The sequence below is a fragment of the Brevibacterium aurantiacum genome, from assembly GCF_900169065.1.
In the GTDB taxonomy this organism is placed as follows: Bacteria; Actinomycetota; Actinomycetes; order Actinomycetales; family Brevibacteriaceae; genus Brevibacterium; species Brevibacterium aurantiacum.
The window spans coordinates 62,190-80,621 of sequence record NZ_FXZB01000018.1 but is presented as its reverse complement, the minus strand read 5'-3'; the positions used below and the strand labels follow the sequence as shown (position 1 = coordinate 80,621).

Annotated in this window: 12 protein-coding genes; 11 read left to right on the top strand and 1 reads right to left on the bottom strand. The window is 62.1% G+C overall.

Annotated elements, in window-relative coordinates; translation table 11 throughout:
- The first annotated feature begins 104 nt into the window (after positions 1-104).
- The 8 genes from BAUR9175_RS13310 (at position 105) to BAUR9175_RS13275 (ending at position 8,889) form a co-directional block, all read left to right on the top strand.
- Positions 105-1,370 (top strand): helix-turn-helix domain-containing protein, encoded by a 1,266-nt coding sequence (locus BAUR9175_RS13310; protein ID WP_101557440.1) that lies wholly within the window; start codon positions 105-107, stop codon positions 1,368-1,370.
- 172 nt (positions 1,371-1,542) lie between these two features.
- Positions 1,543-3,066, top strand: coding sequence for an acetaldehyde dehydrogenase ExaC (gene exaC, locus BAUR9175_RS13305; RefSeq protein WP_096158447.1), 1,524 nt, complete (start codon positions 1,543-1,545; stop codon positions 3,064-3,066).
- Between the two features lie 85 nt (positions 3,067-3,151).
- Positions 3,152-4,171: an alcohol dehydrogenase AdhP gene (gene adhP, locus BAUR9175_RS13300; protein ID WP_009883592.1), complete on the top strand. Its 1,020-nt coding sequence runs from the start codon at positions 3,152-3,154 to the stop codon at positions 4,169-4,171.
- Positions 4,172-4,576: 405 nt separating this feature from the next.
- Positions 4,577-5,110, top strand: a complete 534-nt coding sequence (gene rplJ / locus BAUR9175_RS13295; protein ID WP_009883591.1) for a 50S ribosomal protein L10 — start codon at positions 4,577-4,579, stop codon at positions 5,108-5,110.
- Between the two features lie 57 nt (positions 5,111-5,167).
- On the top strand, positions 5,168-5,548 hold the full coding sequence (rplL, locus tag BAUR9175_RS13290; RefSeq protein ID WP_009883590.1) for a 50S ribosomal protein L7/L12: 381 nt from the start codon (positions 5,168-5,170) through the stop codon (positions 5,546-5,548).
- Between the two features lie 190 nt (positions 5,549-5,738).
- The gene (locus tag BAUR9175_RS13285) at positions 5,739-6,950 is read left to right on the top strand and encodes a hypothetical protein (RefSeq protein ID WP_009883589.1); all 1,212 of its coding nucleotides are present in this window, start codon (positions 5,739-5,741) and stop codon (positions 6,948-6,950) included.
- Complete coding sequence (locus tag BAUR9175_RS13280) at positions 6,947-7,735, top strand: hypothetical protein (protein WP_125178032.1); 789 nt, start codon at positions 6,947-6,949, stop codon at positions 7,733-7,735. The genes BAUR9175_RS13285 and BAUR9175_RS13280 overlap by 4 nt, the downstream gene beginning before the upstream one ends.
- Positions 7,732-8,889: a hypothetical protein gene (locus BAUR9175_RS13275; RefSeq protein ID WP_009883587.1), complete on the top strand. Its 1,158-nt coding sequence runs from the start codon at positions 7,732-7,734 to the stop codon at positions 8,887-8,889. The genes BAUR9175_RS13280 and BAUR9175_RS13275 overlap by 4 nt, the downstream gene beginning before the upstream one ends.
- Here the strand turns inward: BAUR9175_RS13275 and BAUR9175_RS13270 are convergent.
- Positions 8,861-9,673 carry an MBL fold metallo-hydrolase gene (locus BAUR9175_RS13270; RefSeq protein ID WP_009883586.1) on the bottom strand — a complete coding sequence of 271 codons (813 nt, stop codon included), beginning with the start codon at positions 9,671-9,673 and terminating at the stop codon, positions 8,861-8,863. The genes BAUR9175_RS13275 and BAUR9175_RS13270 overlap by 29 nt on opposite strands.
- Positions 9,674-9,697: 24 nt before the next feature.
- Here BAUR9175_RS13270 and BAUR9175_RS13265 point away from each other — a divergent pair, with 24 nt between their 5' ends.
- The 3 genes from BAUR9175_RS13265 (at position 9,698) to BAUR9175_RS13255 (ending at position 18,373) form a co-directional block, all read left to right on the top strand.
- A complete protein-coding gene (locus BAUR9175_RS13265; RefSeq protein WP_096146790.1) occupies positions 9,698-10,756 on the top strand; it encodes a GNAT family N-acetyltransferase in 1,059 nt (352 codons plus the stop codon).
- Between the two features lie 196 nt (positions 10,757-10,952).
- Complete coding sequence (gene rpoB / locus BAUR9175_RS13260) at positions 10,953-14,432, top strand: DNA-directed RNA polymerase subunit beta (protein WP_009883584.1); 3,480 nt, start codon at positions 10,953-10,955, stop codon at positions 14,430-14,432.
- Positions 14,433-14,500: 68 nt separating this feature from the next.
- Positions 14,501-18,373, top strand: a complete 3,873-nt coding sequence (locus BAUR9175_RS13255) for a DNA-directed RNA polymerase subunit beta' (RefSeq protein WP_009883583.1) — start codon at positions 14,501-14,503, stop codon at positions 18,371-18,373.
- Positions 18,374-18,432: the final 59 nt, after the last annotated feature.

The window sequence follows — 18,432 nt, the reverse complement described above, 5'->3', positions numbered from 1 at the left end:
GTCGAAGAGCCGGAGCGGTCTTGCCCGGATGAGGTATCGCGGATAGATTATGATCACCGACGACCACTGTGTGACAACTGCCGATGGGGGTGGACAGCTCCGCCATGCATTCGACTCCGTTGCTTCGCGATGACTATCAGCGCATTGTTCGCCGCGCCCATGACAATTTGGCGTCACTGACCGCACAGGAGACCTCGGGTCCCGGTGTCCGCCCGGCCGTCCTTGAGTCCTGGAACCGATCGCTCGGTCGTCTGCGCGATCCGGCCGGAGTGCGTGTGCGCATGGCCTATGAGGCGGATCAGCTCGCCGAGGTGAGGCGCCGTCATCCGTTCCACTCCATCATGGGCCTGCTGCAGTCGCATCTGATCGAACCAGCCAAGGAGGCAGGGCTGCTCGTGGCGCTCGGTGATGAGCAAGGGCGTCTGCTGTGGGTCGAGGGTGAACGAGCCGTCCGGAATCGTGCCGAGTCGATGGGCTTCGTGCCGGGCACCGACTGGTCGGAAGACGTTATGGGGACCTCGGCCCCCGGACTCGCTCTGCGCTCGGGCAGTGCCGTGCAGATCAGTCAGGCCGAGCACTTCTCCGCAGAGGTGCACTCGTGGAGCTGCAGCGCAGTGCCGGTGAGCCATCCGCTGACCGGTCAGGTCCTGGGGATCATCGACGTCACCGGCGGTGATGACGCGGTATCGTCCATTGTCCTGCCGTTGCTGAATTCCACGGCACAGGCCGCGGGAGTCGGTTTGTCGAAGCTCTACGCCCCGGGCTCCGGCGGGCAGTCTCCTGCCGGTGCTGGTGCCTATCTCGAAGTCACCAGGTCCCGTCCTCAGCTCTCGAGCCCTGACGGCACCCGAATCACGCTGTCGGGACGACATGCTGAGATCCTGTTGCTCCTGGCGCGCAACCCCGGCGGCATCAGCAGCGCCGGGCTCGCCGATCGGCTATGGGCGCTCGGCGGAAGTGAAGTCACGGTCCGGGCGGAGATTGCGCGGCTGCGCAGAACGATTGACGACCTCGGCGACCTGCGGCTCGATGCCCGCCCCTACCGGCTGCGAGGAGACATCGACAGCGACGTCGAACGCACGCATCGGGGCCTGGCTCAAGGCGACGTGGAGACGGCGCTCAACTTCTATCAGGGGCAGGTGCTGCCCGATTCCAACGCCCCTGGAATCCGGGAGATCGGTGCTGAGCTGCAGGCGCTGATTCGGGAGAGCCTGCTGCAGAACGGGACCTGGCAGCAGCTGTGGCGCTATGCGGGATTGGCCGAAGCTCGCGAGGATTCGGAAGTGCTGATGTCGGTGCTGCGCCTGGCCCCACCCGAAGCACCCGAACGCAATGCGGCCGTCGTGCGACTCGAAGCTCTCGGATACTGACGCTGATGGTGCTCGACAAGGCTTTCGGAAGGGCCGCGGACGCATCGCGATAGGGGCTCAGACAGACAGGCCTGTATGTGTGATGCAACCCACTTGCAACGTTGCCTTGCGTAGCGTGTGGAGCAATCGGAGACAGACATCCGATCGCCGCATACGCATCAAAGGAGTTGCAATGACTGTTTACGCTCAGCCTGGTCAAGACGGATCGCTCGTCACCTTCAAATCACGGTATGAGAACTTCATCGGCGGACAGTGGGTCGCTCCCGTCAACGGGAACTATTTCGAGAACCCGACACCGATTACGGGCAAAGCGTTCTGCGAAGTGCCCGCCAGCACCGCAGAGGACATCGAACTCGCACTCGACGCCGCCCACAAGGCGGCTCCCGCCTGGGGCAAGACCTCGCCCGCGGAGCGCGCCGTGATCTTGAACAAGATCGCTGACCGGATCGAGGAGAACCTCGAGATGATCGCGGTGGCGGAGACTTGGGACAACGGCAAGGCAGTCCGCGAATGCCTCAACGCCGACATTCCTCTGGCCATCGATCATTTCCGCTACTTCGCCGGGGCGATCCGGGCGCAAGAGGGCGGCCTCTCGCAGATCGATGACGACACGGTGGCCTATCACTTCCATGAGCCGCTCGGCGTGGTCGGCCAGATCATTCCCTGGAACTTCCCGATACTCATGGGCGTGTGGAAGATCGCCCCAGCGTTGGCAGCAGGCAATGCCATTGTCCTCAAGCCTGCCGAACAGACTCCGGCCTCGATCCTCGTCCTCATGGAACTCATCTCGGACCTGCTTCCCGATGGAGTCCTCAACGTCGTCAACGGCTTCGGCCTCGAAGCGGGCAAGCCCCTGGCATCGAACAAGCGGATCTCGAAGATCGCGTTCACCGGTGAGACGACCACGGGCCGCCTCATCATGCAGTACGCCTCGCAGAACATCATCCCGGTCACCCTGGAACTCGGTGGTAAGTCCCCGAACATCTTCTTCGATGACGTCAATGCCAAGGATGACGCCTACTGGGACAAAGCCCAGGAAGGCTTCACCATGTTCGCCCTCAACCAGGGCGAGGTCTGCACCTGCCCGTCCCGTGCACTGGTCCAGGAATCGATCGCCGATCCCTTCCTCGAGGCGGTTGCGGAACGGGCGAAGAGGATCGTGCAGGGCAACCCTCTCGACACCGACACGATGATGGGTGCGCAAGCCTCGAACGACCAGTTCGAGAAGATCATGTCCTACCTCGACATCGGAAGGCAGGAGGGCGCCGAGGTGCTCACCGGTGGAGCCCGGGCGGACCTCGGCGGGGACTTGTCCGGCGGCTATTACGTGCAGCCGACCATCTTCAGGGGCAACAACAAGATGCGAATCTTCCAGGAGGAGATCTTCGGCCCTGTCGTCTCGGTAGCCACCTTCAGTGACTACGACGACGCCATCTCCACCGCGAACGACACTCTCTACGGATTGGGTGCCGGAGTCTGGTCGCGCAATGGCAACACCGCCTACCGCGCGGGCCGCGACATCCAGGCAGGTCGTGTGTGGGTCAACAACTACCACGCCTACCCGGCGCATGCGGCCTTCGGCGGGTACAAGGCATCTGGCATCGGACGTGAGAACCACCTGATGATGCTCGACCACTACCAGCAGACTAAGAACCTGTTGGTCAGCTACTCGGAGAACGCCCAGGGCTTCTTCTGAGCAGAAACCGCTGCACCGCACCAGAAGTGCTGCGATAAGAGAGACCACCACAGAGATAGAGAACATCGTCACAAAGGAGCGAATGATGTCAGAAATGAAAGCAGCAGTAGTTGAGGGATTCGGACAGGATCTCGTCGTCGGAGACAACGAGATCCCCGAGCCCGGACCCGGCCAGGCATTGGTCAAACTCATCGCCTCGGGGGTCTGCCATACCGACCTGCACGCGGCACACGGCGACTGGCCGGTCAAACCGAAGGTTCCTCTCATCCCCGGCCACGAAGGTGTCGGAACCGTCGAGAAGGTGGGGCCCGACGTCACAGATGTCAAGGTCGGGCAGATGATCGGAAACGCCTGGCTGTGGAGCGCCTGCGGAACATGCGAGCACTGCCGTCAAGGGTGGGAGACGCTCTGCGAGCAGCAGGTCAACGGCGGTTACGGAATCGACGGATCGTTCGGTGAGTACATGCTCGTCGACACGAAGTTCGCCGCCATCATCCCGGAGGGGTCCGACCCATACGAGATCGCACCCGTGCTGTGTGCCGGCGTCACCGTCTACAAGGGACTCAAGCGCACCGAGGTGAAGCCTGGGCAATGGGTCGTCATCTCCGGCATCGGCGGGCTCGGCCACATCGCCGTGCAGTATGCGGTGGCGATGGGGATGCGCGTCATCGCCGTCGACGTCGCCGATGACAAGCTGGCGCTGGCGAAGAAGCACGGAGCGGAGATCACGGTCAATGCCTTTGCTGAGGAGCCGGCCGACATCATCCAGGAGAAGGTCGGAGGCTCACACGGAGTGCTTGTCACAGCGGTGCATCCGAAGGCATTCGGGCAGGCGATCTCGATGACCCGCCGAGGCGGCACGATCGTCTTCAACGGGTTGCCTCCAGGTGAGTTCCCGGCTCCCATCTTCGACATCGTCCTCAAAGGACTGACGATCCGCGGTTCGATCGTCGGCACCCGTCAGGACATGGTGGAGGCCTTGGAATTCTACGCAGCCGGCAAGATCCATCCGACCTACAGCAAGCGTCCGCTCGAGGACATCAACGCGATCCTCGATGAGATGATCCACGGCAAGATCGACGGCCGAGTCGTCATCGAATACTGACCCGCTCGCCGGCTCAGCCACCTTCCGGGCGCTGCGCAACCTGTCTGCAGGTTGCTCAGCGCCCGGAATGTTGCCAGGCTTGTCGTAGAGGTCGAGATCGGTAGAGGTCGAGATCGGCTGAGCGAGCGATGTGTTCAGCATCTCTGCGGTCGATTGGACTTGGCGCGAGCACCTTCGATAGACTTCAACTACCCAAGACCGTCGGTCTTTCCGGAATCTGCAGAATTCGCAATCGGATCCTGTTGCCCGGAAACGAAGACTCCAATGGAGTGACCCGCGCAGGTGAGCACGAGATTCTTCCGGTGAGTTCCTATGAACTCATCATCTGAAGCGTTTCACGCATACCTGCGTGGAGCGCTTTTTTGTTGTCGGGACACGATCGGCGACTGTACGAAAGGAACTACCATGGCGAGGCCAGACAAGGCAGCCGCAGTAGAGGAGCTCAAACAGCAGTTTGAGAACTCCGATGCTGTGTTGCTGACCGAGTACCGCGGTCTCACCGTTGCGCAGATGAAAGATCTGCGCGTTTCACTCGGTGAGAACGTCAGCTACGCCGTGGTAAAGAATACGCTCACTGCTATTGCAGCCAAAGAAGCCGGAATCAACGACCTCGATGAGTTCCTCAACGGACCCACCGCGATCGCATTCGTCAACGGTGAACCACCAGAGGCTGCAAAGGCATTGCGTAACTTTGCCAAGGCGAATTCTCAGCTCGTATTGAAGGGCGGCTACTGGGATGGTGCCGTCCTCAGTGCTGAGAATGTCAACAAACTCGCCGACCTCGAACCACGCGAAGTGCTGCTTGCAAAGGCAGCTGGCGCAATGAAGGCAAGCCTCCACCAGGCGGCTTACCTCTTCACCGCTCCGATGGTCAAGGCCGTGCGCACTGTCGACGCTCTGCGCGAGAAGCAGGACAACGCTCCTGCCTCAGACGCCTGAGCAACACCCCATAAACCCGGTCACTCACCGTGACCACCAAAGGAAGGACTGGCCACCATGGCTAAGCTCACCCCCGAAGAGCTCATCGAAGGCTTCAAAGAGCTCACACTGATCGAACTCTCCGACTTCGTCAAGAAGTTCGAAGAGGTCTTCGAAGTTGAAGCTGCTGCACCTGCCGCTGCTGTTGCCGCTGCACCTGCTGCCGCTGCTGAGGCTGCCGAAGAGCAGACCGAATTCGACGTCATCCTCGAATCGGCCGGCGAGAAGAAGGTTCCTGTCATCAAGGAAGTTCGTGGGCTCACCTCCCTCGGACTGAAGGAAGCCAAGGACCTCGTCGACGGCGCTCCTAAGGCTGTCCTCGAAGGCGTGTCCAAGGACGCAGCCGAGAAAGCCAAGGAAACACTCGAGGGCGCGGGCGCAACCGTCACCGTCAAGTGATTTCGCTGGCAGCAGTCTGACTGCTGCCGCTTGAAAGAACCCCACAGCTGATGCTGTGGGGTTCTTTCTATCTGTGCTGCAGTGCCCGAGGCATGGGTGCTGGGCCGACAATGTTGCAGACTCGGAACCAATGAGGGCGGGTTCGGCAAGTGGCTCATATTGGTCTTGTCAGGTGACCGAAAGTCGACTGTTGGAAAAGCTGCGATCGCGCATCCGCTCAGCTTGGGATGACGATCCGCTGTTCATCGACCCGATCGTCGAACCGGGACTGACAGCGAACCAGCTGAGCGCACTGCGACGTGCCGCAGACGAAACCGAGAAGTCCGGCATTCCCTATTTCATCGCCATCGTGCCGAAGATGCGCGATACCGTCCGTAGTCGTGATGTCTGGGACAGATTCACGGCCGACCTCGCCTTCCGCGTCCACGAAGCCGGTCGTGCCGAGCAGAGCATCGTCCTGTTCACCATGGCGGAGTCCTCAGCGAAGACGTTCGCCTACGTCGTTGACGACAACGGACCCGCGATGCCTCCCGACTCAGCGATGTTTGCTCGATCGGCCAGCGACGACTTCCTGCCCCTCGAACTGTCCGTTCCCCATCATCTCCGTACCCTCGTTGCGACAGCGCAGGGGGAGGAGCTGCCGCCTCCGCCGGACTTCGACACTCGAGACGTCGGCGAACGCGATGAGGACTACATCGAAGCCACGGGCCTGGACAACGGCAACCCTGATGCGCTCGTATTCGGGGCGGCTGCCGTAACGGCACTCGGCCTGAGTGTGTGGCTGATGAGGCGCCGCGCCAAATATTCGTGGCGGACGAGCCTGACTACGAGCCCCGATCCGGTGAAGGACGAGCGATTGCCCCAACGTGTGGACGGCGCACTCGAACCGCTGCCCGAGCCGTCTGAGTCCGACGACGAGCTGTGGCGGATCTACGACCGCGGCAGACGAGTCCAGGACGCGTTGACAGCAATCATGGATGAGCATCCGGACTGGGCGGACGACAGTGATTTCTCCCACCGCTTCGGTGTGCAGAACCTGCTGACGACCCTCGAATGGGTGCGTAAGCGGCTGCGGGGGACCGCCTCGAAAAAGTCCGAGGCACCGCGGTTCTGCTTCCTCTTTCCCCACCATCGGCACGGGATCGAGAGATTCGCCCTGCGGCAGCGCGGAACCGCGGTCACGGTCGATCTGTGTGCGAAGTGCCGCAGCGAGATCAACGACGGACATGATCCCGAATGTCTCATGGTTCCTCAGCGGCCCGGAGCCAAGCGGTCGAAGCCCGTGCCGTACTTTCAGCGCAGTGACGTGTACGCAGTCGCCGGCTTCGGCAGCTTTCAACCTCTCGAGGATGCCGTGCTCGACGCACACGGAGCTGTCTCTGCGAGAGGACGGCAGCGATGAGAACGTGGATGAGATGGACGCTGGCGCTGCTGGTCTTCGCCGCAGTGGTCGTCGGAACGACGATGTACAGCTCAGCGAAGTTCGACGAAGCGAAGTCTGCGCGGATCGAGGCGGAGAGTGGCGATCAGATCTCCGTCGACTCGATCTACTCGGATCGCGTCGCGAGCCGATACGATCCCGACTACGACAGAAGCCGCTACCAGCAGATTGCGAAGGCACTCGAGACGGACCCGGTCTTCATCGACGAATACCAGGTGGTCGGTGTCGAGGACTCCGAGCTGGCAGCAATTCGCAAGGAGGTCGGTGATCTCACAGAGCCGATTTACGTGGCGATTCTGACCACCTCGCAGCTCGACGCCGCAGACGGTGATGGCGAGCTCACCGCCGCCCGGATCGCGACAGAGCTCTCCGATGATCGTGCCACGGTGCTCGTCGCCAATGAGGTCCACGAGGACCTCGGCCACAAAGGAATCGTCCGCCAGCTCGACGATCCTCTGGAGCTCGACCATGATGCCACGGTCTCACGGCGAGCCCTCGACTATGTTCGGGCGCTGAAGTCCACCGAAGCAGAGGATGCCGAGGGTTCCTATGCAAGGATGATCGATGACAACGGCGATCCCATCGTCGTGGACGTGGACAACTCAAGCGATCCGCGCGACCTGACCTACCCCACGGGCGGAGGAGCCGTGGCAGGCATGGTCCTGGGACTCATCGTCGGAGGCGGAGTCGGCATCATCGGAGTTCTGATCTGGCGATCTATCGGAAAGAGGCTACTAGGACAGTGACAGTCGACGCAGAGCAGGTCGCGAAGGCGCTGCAGACCGATCCCGTCTACATCGAGGAGTCCTTGGCGGGGTCCCTCAATCCCGCCCTCATGGACAAAGCCGAGGCCACGATGGGCAATGTCGACTACGACGTCTACGTCATCGCCGTCGACCAGGATTTTCTCGACAGTGACCTCCTTGAGCAGATCAAGGTCTTCAACGGCGGTGAAGGCGTCTACGTCATGATCAACGGGGGCAGCGCTCTCACCGTCGATCAGCATTTCGAGGACCAGCACGAGCTGCAGATGCAGGTCATGGAACAGCTCTCGATTGCCCGCGACGAATGGAATGTGGGCACGCCGTCGACGACCAAGCTCAACACCCTCCTCGACCTCTATGCGGATCCGCAGACGAAGACCGAGGAGGAAGCCGGCACCGCACAGGAGGCTTCGGGCAGCGAAGTCCAGACTGTCGACGATTCGGGATCGTTCGCTCCGATGTTCCTCGGAATCGCCGTGCTGGTGTTGGCGATCGTGATCGCAGGAATCTGGTTCACACGATCATGGCGGCAGAGGTCGACGAAGAAGCGTTTGCAGAAGAAGTACCAACTGCCGGACCGGCTGCTCGAACGGGTTGATTCTCTGCAGCGTCGGTCCCTGCGCGAGACGATCAATGCCGACACCACTCAGATCGCCGACGAGATCGATCGTCTGCAGACGCAGAACCTCGATGCACCCGATTCCGAGAAGGTGGAGAGATCCCTCGACGCCTATCAGATCGCACGCCGGATCGTCGACGACGAGGACTCCGAACGCATCGACCTGGCCGGAGCGATGGTTCTGCTCCGGCAGGCAGGACGAGAGATCGCCGAGGTGGGAGCGGGCAGGACGAAGAAGGCTGGGACACGGGGACGCAGCAAGCTCCCGCAGAGTCTGTGCACGATCAATCCGCTGCACGGAGAGGCACAGTCGACGACCCGCCTCGATGCCGATGGCACAGGGGTCCGGGTTCCCGTGTGCCGCAGCTGTCAGAACGATCGGCAGGCCGCCAACCAGCTGCAGTGGATCTTCGACGGTGACCGTCCCTATGTCGAAGGCGACAGCGTGTGGGCTCAGACGCTGTTCGGTGCCATCGGCTCAGACCTCGTCACCGCTCTGCACCGACAGGGAAGATGACCCGTTCGCGGGGGAGTGTGCGGTCATGGTCACCGGGCATGACACGGGCAGGCAGAGCCACCTCGGCGTCGGCCTGATTCACCCGCAGCCCCTCGAGGTCCGCGAGCTGACGTTCGACGAATTCCCGGTCAACAGGCACCCCGTGACCGGGCACGAAGACGGTGGCCTCGGAAAACGACAGCAGCGTGTGCAAGCTGGTCACCCACTCACTCAGTGAGGCATCATTGCCAGCCTGCGGGGGATCGCCCTCCTCGATCAGGTCACCGGCGAACACGATCCCCTGATCGATCAGGCGCACGACGAGATCCGCTGTGGAATGCCCGCCCAGCACATGGAACTCGACCCGACATTCACCGAGATCGATCCCCGAATCTGCTCCGGGCGCATCGACGGGGGAGACGTCGACGAGGAGGTCGCCGGGATCCTCGGGCAGCTCGGCGGCGAACTCCGCGGTCTCGGGTGCATTGCGGACGGCGTCGAGGGCGATCCACGCGCTCGCCTCCTGATCTCCTGCGAAGGACTGAGAACCGTGGAAGGTCTCAACCCCTGCTGCGGCCAGGGTGGCGTTGCCGAAGAAATGATCCCAATGGTCGTGAGTGATGACGGCCGCAAGAGGATTGACACGGCCGGTGGCCTCGAGGCTCAGCTGCTGTGCCCTGGCCGCCAGCTGCTTCGCGGCGCTGGGCCCGGGGCCCGAGTCGACGATGAGGCTGGCGTTCGAGCCGGTGATGATTCCGCAGTTGACTGCGGCCGGATTCTGGGAGAGAACACTGACATTGACCATGTTCGAAGTCTAGAATGTCCGTTCATGGAGATCACTCACATCCCCGCCGGATCTCGCCCTGCGAACGAGATCGAGGAGATCCTCGCCGAGGTGGTCGCCTTCGATGCGCTCATCAACCGGGCATCGGGTCTCGGCGATGATTTCGATCCGCGCGCGGACGAGGTGCGCCAGGAGCTGCTCTCTCCGAACGAGTACACGAGTCATCAGACCTGGATCGGTCGCCTCGGCGGAGCGATTGTGGCCAAAGGCATCGCCTACCTGACCTTGCAGGACAACCTCGATGTCGCCGATGTGTGGTGCGCGGTTCACCCGGACAAACGACGACAGGGCTTCGGCGCCGAAATGCTGACTGCGATGGAGACGAGCCTCGTCGCACAGGGGCGCACCCAACTGACCAGCTACTGCGAAAATCCCGAGTCGGTCCGTGCGTCCGAAGTGCGCAGTGCCCACCTGGCAGCGGAAACCGGTGCGGGAAGCCTGCCCGCCGGGCAGCCGGATGTCGCGTTCCTGAGCCATCATGGATTCGCCTTCAAGCAGCTGGAGAGGTGCTCGGTGGCGAAGACCGCAGTCGCAGCGAGCTTGCCTCATGTCGAACTCGATCCCGGCTATACGATCGAGACCTGGAGCGGTCCGACTCCTGAACATCGCCTCGAACAGATCGCCTGGCTGCACCAGAAGATGTCCACGGACACTCCGGGAGCCGAGGAATTCGGCGAAGAGGAGAGCTGGGATGCTGAGCGGGTCCGCGCCCTCGATGAGAAGCGCAGGAAGAATCGGGAGCTGCTGGGCACAGCGCTGGCACTCAAAGGGGACAGCGCCGCCGGATTCACCGAGGTCGCCCACTTCGACGAACGCCCCGCAGTGGGATGGCAGGGGTCGACGCTGGTCGCGCGTGAACATCGAGGGCACGGACTCGGCGCAGCCCTGAAGATCGCCAATCATGTGGCGCTGGGGGAGTCGAGCAGAGTGGAGCGAATCTACACGTGGAATGCGGTGGAGAACTCCTGGATGCTGGCCATCAACGATCGAGGTGGATTCGAAACCTGGGCCTGGGTCGGTCTGTGGAAGAAGCGTCTTGCATGACTTGACCGATTGCTATAAGCTTGATATTTGCGTTGATCTGCCTGTGGCGTGCCTTCATATAGCGGGGGGCACCTCATTTCCACTCAAGTGAACCACGTTGTCGCCCGGTGTCGAAATCTGACACACCAGCGGTCGTCTGCGTGACTTCGGGTGGAGGGTCAACCTATCAATTGGTGAAGCACTCGGAAGGATCCCATTGGCCGCCGCCAACGATAACACCAGGACCGCTAACGCCCCCAAGAGAATCTCCTTCGCGAAGATTCGCGAACCGCTCGAGGTTCCCGATCTGCTCGGTCTGCAGACAGACAGCTTCGATTGGCTCATCGGCTCGGAAGCGTGGCAGGACCGCGTCGCCGAAGCCATTGAAATCGGAGACGATTCCGTAGCAACCACCTCGGGACTCGAAGACATCTTCGAAGAGATCTCACCGATCGAGGACTTCGGTGGATCGATGTCACTGTCGTTCCGGGAGCACAGGTTCGAAGCCGCTAAGTACTCCATCGATGAGTGCAAAGAACGCGACATGACCTACTCGGCGCCACTGTATGTGACCGCCGAATTCATGAACAACAACACCGGCGAGATCAAGAGCCAGACCGTCTTCATGGGTGACTTCCCCCTCATGACCGACAAGGGCACGTTCATCGTCAACGGCACCGAGCGTGTCGTCGTCTCGCAGCTCGTGCGTTCGCCCGGTGCCTACTTCGAGTCCAGCGTCGACAAGACCACTGACAAGGACATCTTCACCGCGAAGATCATCCCTTCCCGTGGTGCTTGGCTGGAGTTCGAGGTCGACAAGCGCGACCAGGTCGGCGTTCGCCTCGACCGCAAGCGCAAGCAGTCGGTGACCGTTCTGCTCAAGGCCCTCGGCTGGTCCGAAGCGAAGATCCTCGAGGAGTTCGGCGAGTTCGAATCGATCCGCGAGACCATGGCCAAGGACACGGTCAACACGCAGGACGAAGCGCTGCTCGACATCTACAAGAAGCTGCGCCCGGCAGAGCCCGCGACCGCTGAAGCGGCACGCAACCTGCTCAACAACCTGTACTTCAACCCCAAGCGCTATGACCTGGCCAAGGTCGGCCGCTACAAGGTCAACCGCAAGCTGGGTGTCGATGCGCCGCTGAGCGACTCGGTCCTCTCGACCGACGACGTTGTCGCCACCATCCGCTACCTGGTGTCTCTGCACGCAGGCGTGGACACCTCCAAGGGTGTGCGTGACGGCGAGGACATCGAACTCAGCGTCAAGCTCGATGACATCGACCACTTCGGCAACCGTCGCATCCGCGCGGTCGGCGAGCTCATCGAGAACCAGGTCCGCACGGGTCTGTCTCGCATGGAGCGCGTCGTTCGTGAGCGCATGACGACCCAGGACGTCGAAGCGATCACGCCTCAGACCCTGATCAACATCCGCCCTGTGGTGGCTGCGATCAAGGAGTTCTTCGGCACCTCGCAGCTCTCGCAGTTCATGGACCAGAACAACCCGCTCGCGGGTCTGACCCACAAGCGTCGCCTCTCGGCTCTGGGACCTGGTGGTCTCTCGCGTGACCGTGCCGCCATGGAAGTCCGTGACGTCCACCCCTCGCACTACGGACGTATGTGCCCCATCGAGACCCCTGAAGGCCCGAACATCGGTCTGATCGGTTCGCTGGCCTCCTACGCCCGCATCAACCCGTTCGGCTTCATCGAAACGCCGTACCGCAAGGTCGTCGACGGTGTCGTCACGGATGACACCGAGTACCTGACTGCCGATGATGAGCTTGAGTTCAACATCGCACAGGCCAACGCGCCGCTGACCGAAGAGCAGCGTTTCGCCGAGGTCGAGGTTCTCGCACGTCCTAAGGGCGGCGGCGGCGAAGCCGAGCTGGTGCAGTACGACACGATTGACTTCATGGACGTCTCCGCACGTCAGATGGTGTCGGTCGCATCTGCGCTGATTCCGTTCCTCGAGCACGACGATGCGAACCGCGCCCTCATGGGTGCGAACATGCAGCGTCAGGCTGTGCCGCTGGTGATGTCGGAATCACCAGTCGTCGGAACCGGCATGGAATACCGTGCCGCTGTCGACGCCGGTGACGTCATCACCGCCGATCGCCCAGGTGTCATCACCGAGGTGTCGGCTGACTTCGTCACCGTGCTGGCTGACGACGGCACGATGCAGACTTACCGCGCCGCGAAGTTCAAGCGTTCCAACCACGGAACCTCGTACAACCAGCGCATCATCGTCGACGAAGGCGATCGCGTCGAGGCAGGCACCGTCCTGGCTGACGGACCGTCGACTCAGAACGGTGAGATGGCACTGGGCAAGAACCTCCTCGTGGCATTCATGTCCTGGGAAGGCTACAACTTCGAGGATGCGATCATCCTCTCCCAGCGTCTCGTCCAGGACGACGTCCTGTCCTCGATCCACATCGAGGAGCACGAGGTCGATGCTCGCGACACCAAGCTCGGTGCCGAAGAGATCACCCGCGACATCCCGAACATCTCGCCCGACGCCCTGGCAGACCTCGACGATCGCGGAATCATCCGCATCGGCGCCGAGGTCACCGACGGCGACATCCTCGTCGGCAAGGTCACCCCGAAGGGTGAGACCGAGCTGACTCCGGAAGAGCGCCTGCTGCGCGCGATCTTCGGTGAGAAGTCCCGCGAAGTCCGCGACACCTCTCTGCGTGTTCCTCACGGCGAGATCGGCACCGTCATCGGTGTCCGCGTCTTCGACCGCGAGGAAGACGACGAGCTCTCGCCGGGCGTCAACCAGATGGTCCGCGTCTACGTCGCCCAGCGCCGTAAGATCACCATCGGTGACAAGATGGCCGGTCGTCACGGCAACAAGGGTGTCATCTCGACCATCCTGCCTGTTGAGGACATGCCGTTCCTGGCCGACGGAACCCCCGTCGACATCATCCTCAACCCGCACGGTGTTCCACGTCGTATGAACATCGGCCAGGTATTCGAAGTCCATCTCGGATGGATCTCGAAGCAGGGTTGGAAGATCGAGGGCAACCCCGAGTGGGCTGCAGAGCTGCCGGAAGCCGCTCGCGAAGCCGAGGCCGGCACGAACCTGGCCACCCCGGTCTTCGACGGTGCTCACGAGCAGGAACTGCGTGGACTGCTGGACTCAACGACCCCGAACCGCGATGGGGACCGCCTCATCGACTCTTCGGGCAAGGCCCAGCTGTTCGACGGTCGCTCCGGTGAACCATTCCCGTACCCGATCGCTGTCGGCTACATGTACATGCTCAAGCTCCACCACCTCGTCGACGACAAGATCCACGCGCGTTCGACCGGTCCGTACTCGATGATCACCCAGCAGCCGCTGGGCGGTAAGGCACAGTTCGGCGGCCAGCGCTTCGGTGAGATGGAAGTGTGGGCCCTCGAGGCCTACGGTGCGGCTTACACGCTGCAGGAACTGCTGACGATCAAGTCCGATGACATCCCAGGCCGTGTGAAGGTCTACGAAGCCATCGTCAAGGGCGAGAACCTGCCTGACCCGGGAATCCCGGAGTCGTTCAAGGTCCTCATCAAGGAGATGCAGTCCCTGTGCCTCAACGTCGAAGTTCTGTCTTCGGACGGAGCCGAGGTTGAGATGCGTGACGGCGAGGACGAGGTCTACCGAGCAGCTGAAGAGCTCGGCATCGACCTGTCACGCCGCGAAGCCCAGACCGTAGAAGAAGTCTGAGGACTTCCACTTCAACCGACACAACTTCGCGATGAACGGGATGTTCATCGCCAGGAAAGAGGATTTACGTGCCTGACGTCAATTTCTTTGATGAGCTACGTATCGGTCTTGCCACTGCGGAATCCATCCGCGGCTGGTCACACGGTGAGGTGAAAAAGCCTGAGACCATCAACTACCGCACACTCAAGCCCGAAAAGGACGGACTCTTCTGCGAGAAGATCTTCGGTCCGACCCGCGACTGGGAGTGCGCCTGCGGCAAATACAAGCGTGTCCGCTTCAAGGGCATCATCTGTGAGCGCTGCGGCGTCGAGGTCACCCGCGCCAAGGTTCGCCGTGAGCGCATGGGACACATCGAGCTGGCCGCACCGGTCACTCACATCTGGTACTTCAAGGGCGTCCCCTCGCGCTTGGGCTACCTGCTGGACCTGGCACCGAAGGACCTCGAGAAGGTCATCTACTTCGCCGCCTACATGATCACCTCGGTGGACGAGGATTCTCGCCACCGCGATCTGCCCAGCCTGCAGAACAAGATCGACGTCGAAAAGCAGCAGATCGGCACTCGCCGTGACGCTGACATCGATCGTCGTGCCAAGAAGCTCGAAGAGGATCTCGCAGCTCTCGAGGCCGACGGCGGCTCCGCCCCGGCCAAGAAGAAGCTGCGCGATGTCGCCGAGAAGGAAATGGAGAAGCTGCGCAAGAACGCCGACCGTGAGGTCGACCGCCTTGAGCAGGTGTGGGACCGGTTCAAGAGCCTCAAGGTCAACGACCTCGAAGGCGACGAGAGCCTGTACCGCGAGATGTTCCACCGTTTCGGTCTCTACTTCACGGGTGCCATGGGCGCCGAGGCGATCCAGAAGCGTCTGCTCGACTTCGACCTCGAAGCCGAATCCGAGAAGCTGCGCGAACTCATCGCCACCGGCAAGGGCCAGCGCAAGACCCGCGCCCTGAAGCGTCTCAAGGTCGTCAACGCGTTCCTGACCACTGATAACAACCCCGAGGGCATGGTCCTCGACGTTGTTCCCGTGGTGCCGCCGGAACTGCGCCCGATGGTGCAGCTCGACGGTGGACGTTTCGCCACGTCTGACCTCAACGACCTCTACCGTCGCGTGATCAACCGCAACAACCGTCTCAAGCGTCTGTTGGACCTCGGTGCTCCCGAGATCATCGTCAACAACGAGAAGCGGATGCTGCAGGAAGCCGTCGACTCACTGTTCGACAACGGCCGTCGCGGCCGTCCGGTGACCGGACCGGGCAACCGCCCGCTCAAGTCGCTGTCGGACATGCTCAAGGGCAAGCAGGGACGTTTCCGTCAGAACCTCCTGGGCAAGCGTGTGGACTACTCGGGCCGTTCGGTCATCGTGGTCGGTCCGCAGCTGCACCTGCACCAGTGTGGTCTGCCCAAGACCATGGCTCTGGAGTTGTTCAAGCCCTTCGTGATGAAGCGCCTGGTCGATCTCAACCATGCACAGAACATCAAGTCGGCCAAGCGCATGGTCGAGCGTCAGCACCCTCAGGTGTGGGACGTCCTCGAAGAGGTCATCACCGAACACCCGGTGCTGCTCAACCGTGCACCGACCCTGCACCGTCTGGGCATCCAGGCGTTCGAACCGCAGCTCATCGAGGGTAAGGCCATCCAGCTGCACCCCCTCGTCTGCTCGGCCTTCAACGCTGACTTCGACGGTGACCAGATGGCAGTCCACCTGCCGCTGAGCCCCGAAGCTCAGGCAGAGGCACGCGTGCTGATGCTCTCGGCCAACAACATCCTCAAGCCTTCGGACGGCAAGCCCGTGACCATGCCCTCGCAGGACATGATCATCGGTCTGTACCACCTGACCTCCGAGCGCAAGGGCCTGGCCGGCGAGGGACGCTCCTTCACCGGTCTCGGCGAAGCCATCATGGCCTTCGATCGTGGCGAACTGGACCTCGGTTCGGTCATCACGATCCGTCTTGAGAATGTCGTCCCCGGCGACGATCTTGAGGTTCCCGAAGGTTGGGAAGCCGGCGATCCGCTGGACGTGCAGACCACACTGGGCCGCGCACAGTTCAACGATTACCTGCCTGCCGACTACTCGTTCATGAACTCCACGATCGACAAGAAGGCACTCAGCCGCATCATCAACTACCTGGCTGAGGAATACCCCAAGGTCGAGGTCGCGCAGACCCTGGACAACTTCAAGGCCGGCGGCTTCTACTGGGCGACTCGTTCGGGAATCACGATTTCGATGTCCGATGTGGTCTCACCCGAGGCCAAGACCGAGATCATCGACGACGCCGAGGCGTTCGACACGAAGGTTCAGCAGCAGTACGAACTCGGTGCACTCACCGACGACGAACGCCGCAACGAACTGGTCAAGCTGTGGACCGAGACGACCGAGAAGGTCGACCAGGTCATGCGGACGAACTTCCCGGAGGAGAACTCGGTTCTGCGTCTGGTGGAGTCCGGTGCATCCGGTAACTGGATGCAGGTCCGTCAGCTGGCCGGTATGCGTGGACTGGTGACGAACCCGAAGGGTGAGATCATCCCTCGCCCGATCGTCTCGAACTACCGTGAGGGACTGTCGGTCCTCGAGTACTTCATCGCCTCGCACGGTGCTCGTAAGGGTCTGGCCGATACCGCTCTGCGTACCGCTGACTCCGGTTACCTGACCCGTCGACTCGTCGACGTGTCGCAGGACGTCATCATCCGCACCGCTGAAGCCGATACCAACAAGGGCATCACGCTGCCTGCAGCCGAGCGCGACCACGAGGGCAACCTCGTGCCGCACGAGTATGCAGAGACGAGCCTCTACGGCCGCCTCACGGTCTCAGACGTCTCCGACGCCGATGGCAATGTCATCGTGCCGGCGAAGACCGACGTGACCGCAGAGACGATCGATACGCTGGTCGCTGCCGGGATCGAAGAGCTCAAGGTTCACTCCGTGCTCACCGCCGATTCCGACACTCAGATCTCGGCCATGCACTACGGTCGTTCGATGGCCACCGGAAAGCTCGTCGACATCGGCGAAGCAATCGGCACCGTCGCTGCCCAGTCGATCGGTGAGCCGGGAACCCAGCTCACCATGCGTACCTTTCACACGGGTGGTGCGGCGGCGTCCACGGGTGACATCACCCAGGGTCTGCCGCGTGTGACCGAGCTCTTCGAAGCTCGCACACCGAAGGGCTTCGCTCCCATCGCCGAGGCGACCGGACGTGCCAAGATCGACGACAGCCGCAAGACTCGCTTCGTCGTCATCACCCCCGATGACGGTGGCGAAGAGATCGAGCACGCAGTCTCCAAGCGTGCCCGCCTCCTCGTCGAGGACGGACAGAACGTCAAGGCCGGCGAGCAGCTGGTCATCGGCGCTGTCGATCCGAAGCAGGTGCTGCGCATCCGCGGTCGCCGTGAGGCCGAGCGCTTCCTCGTCGAGCAGGTGCAGAAGGTGTACCGCTCGCAGGGCGTGGGCATCCACGACAAGCACATCGAGGTCATCGTGCGGCAGATGCTGCGTCGCGTGACCGTGATCGAGTCGGGCGACACGAACCTGCTGCCCGGCGAGCTGGTCGACCGTGGCCGTTACCAGGCCGAGAACCGCCGTGTGGTCGCCGAAGGCGGCCAGCCGGCATCGGCTCGTGACGAGCTCATGGGCATCACGAAGGCCTCCTTGGCCACCGATTCGTGGCTGTCCGCCGCGTCCTTCCAGGAGACGACACGCGTCCTCACCGAGGCCGCCATGGAAGGCAAGTCGGACACGCTGCTGGGTCTCAAGGAGAACGTCATCCTCGGTAAGCTCATCCCTGCCGGCACCGGCCTGCAGACTCACCGCGACATCGTGGTGGAGCCGACCGAAGAGGCGAAGGCCGAGATGTTCACGAACAGCTACGGCGACTTCTACGCAGGCATCGGCTCCGATTCCGGATCCGCCATCCCGCTGGAAGACTACGACTACGGCGCCTTCAGCTGAAGCGCCTCATCTGAGTCGCGTTCCTGTCGCTGAGTCTCCGGACTGAGCCGACAGGCACA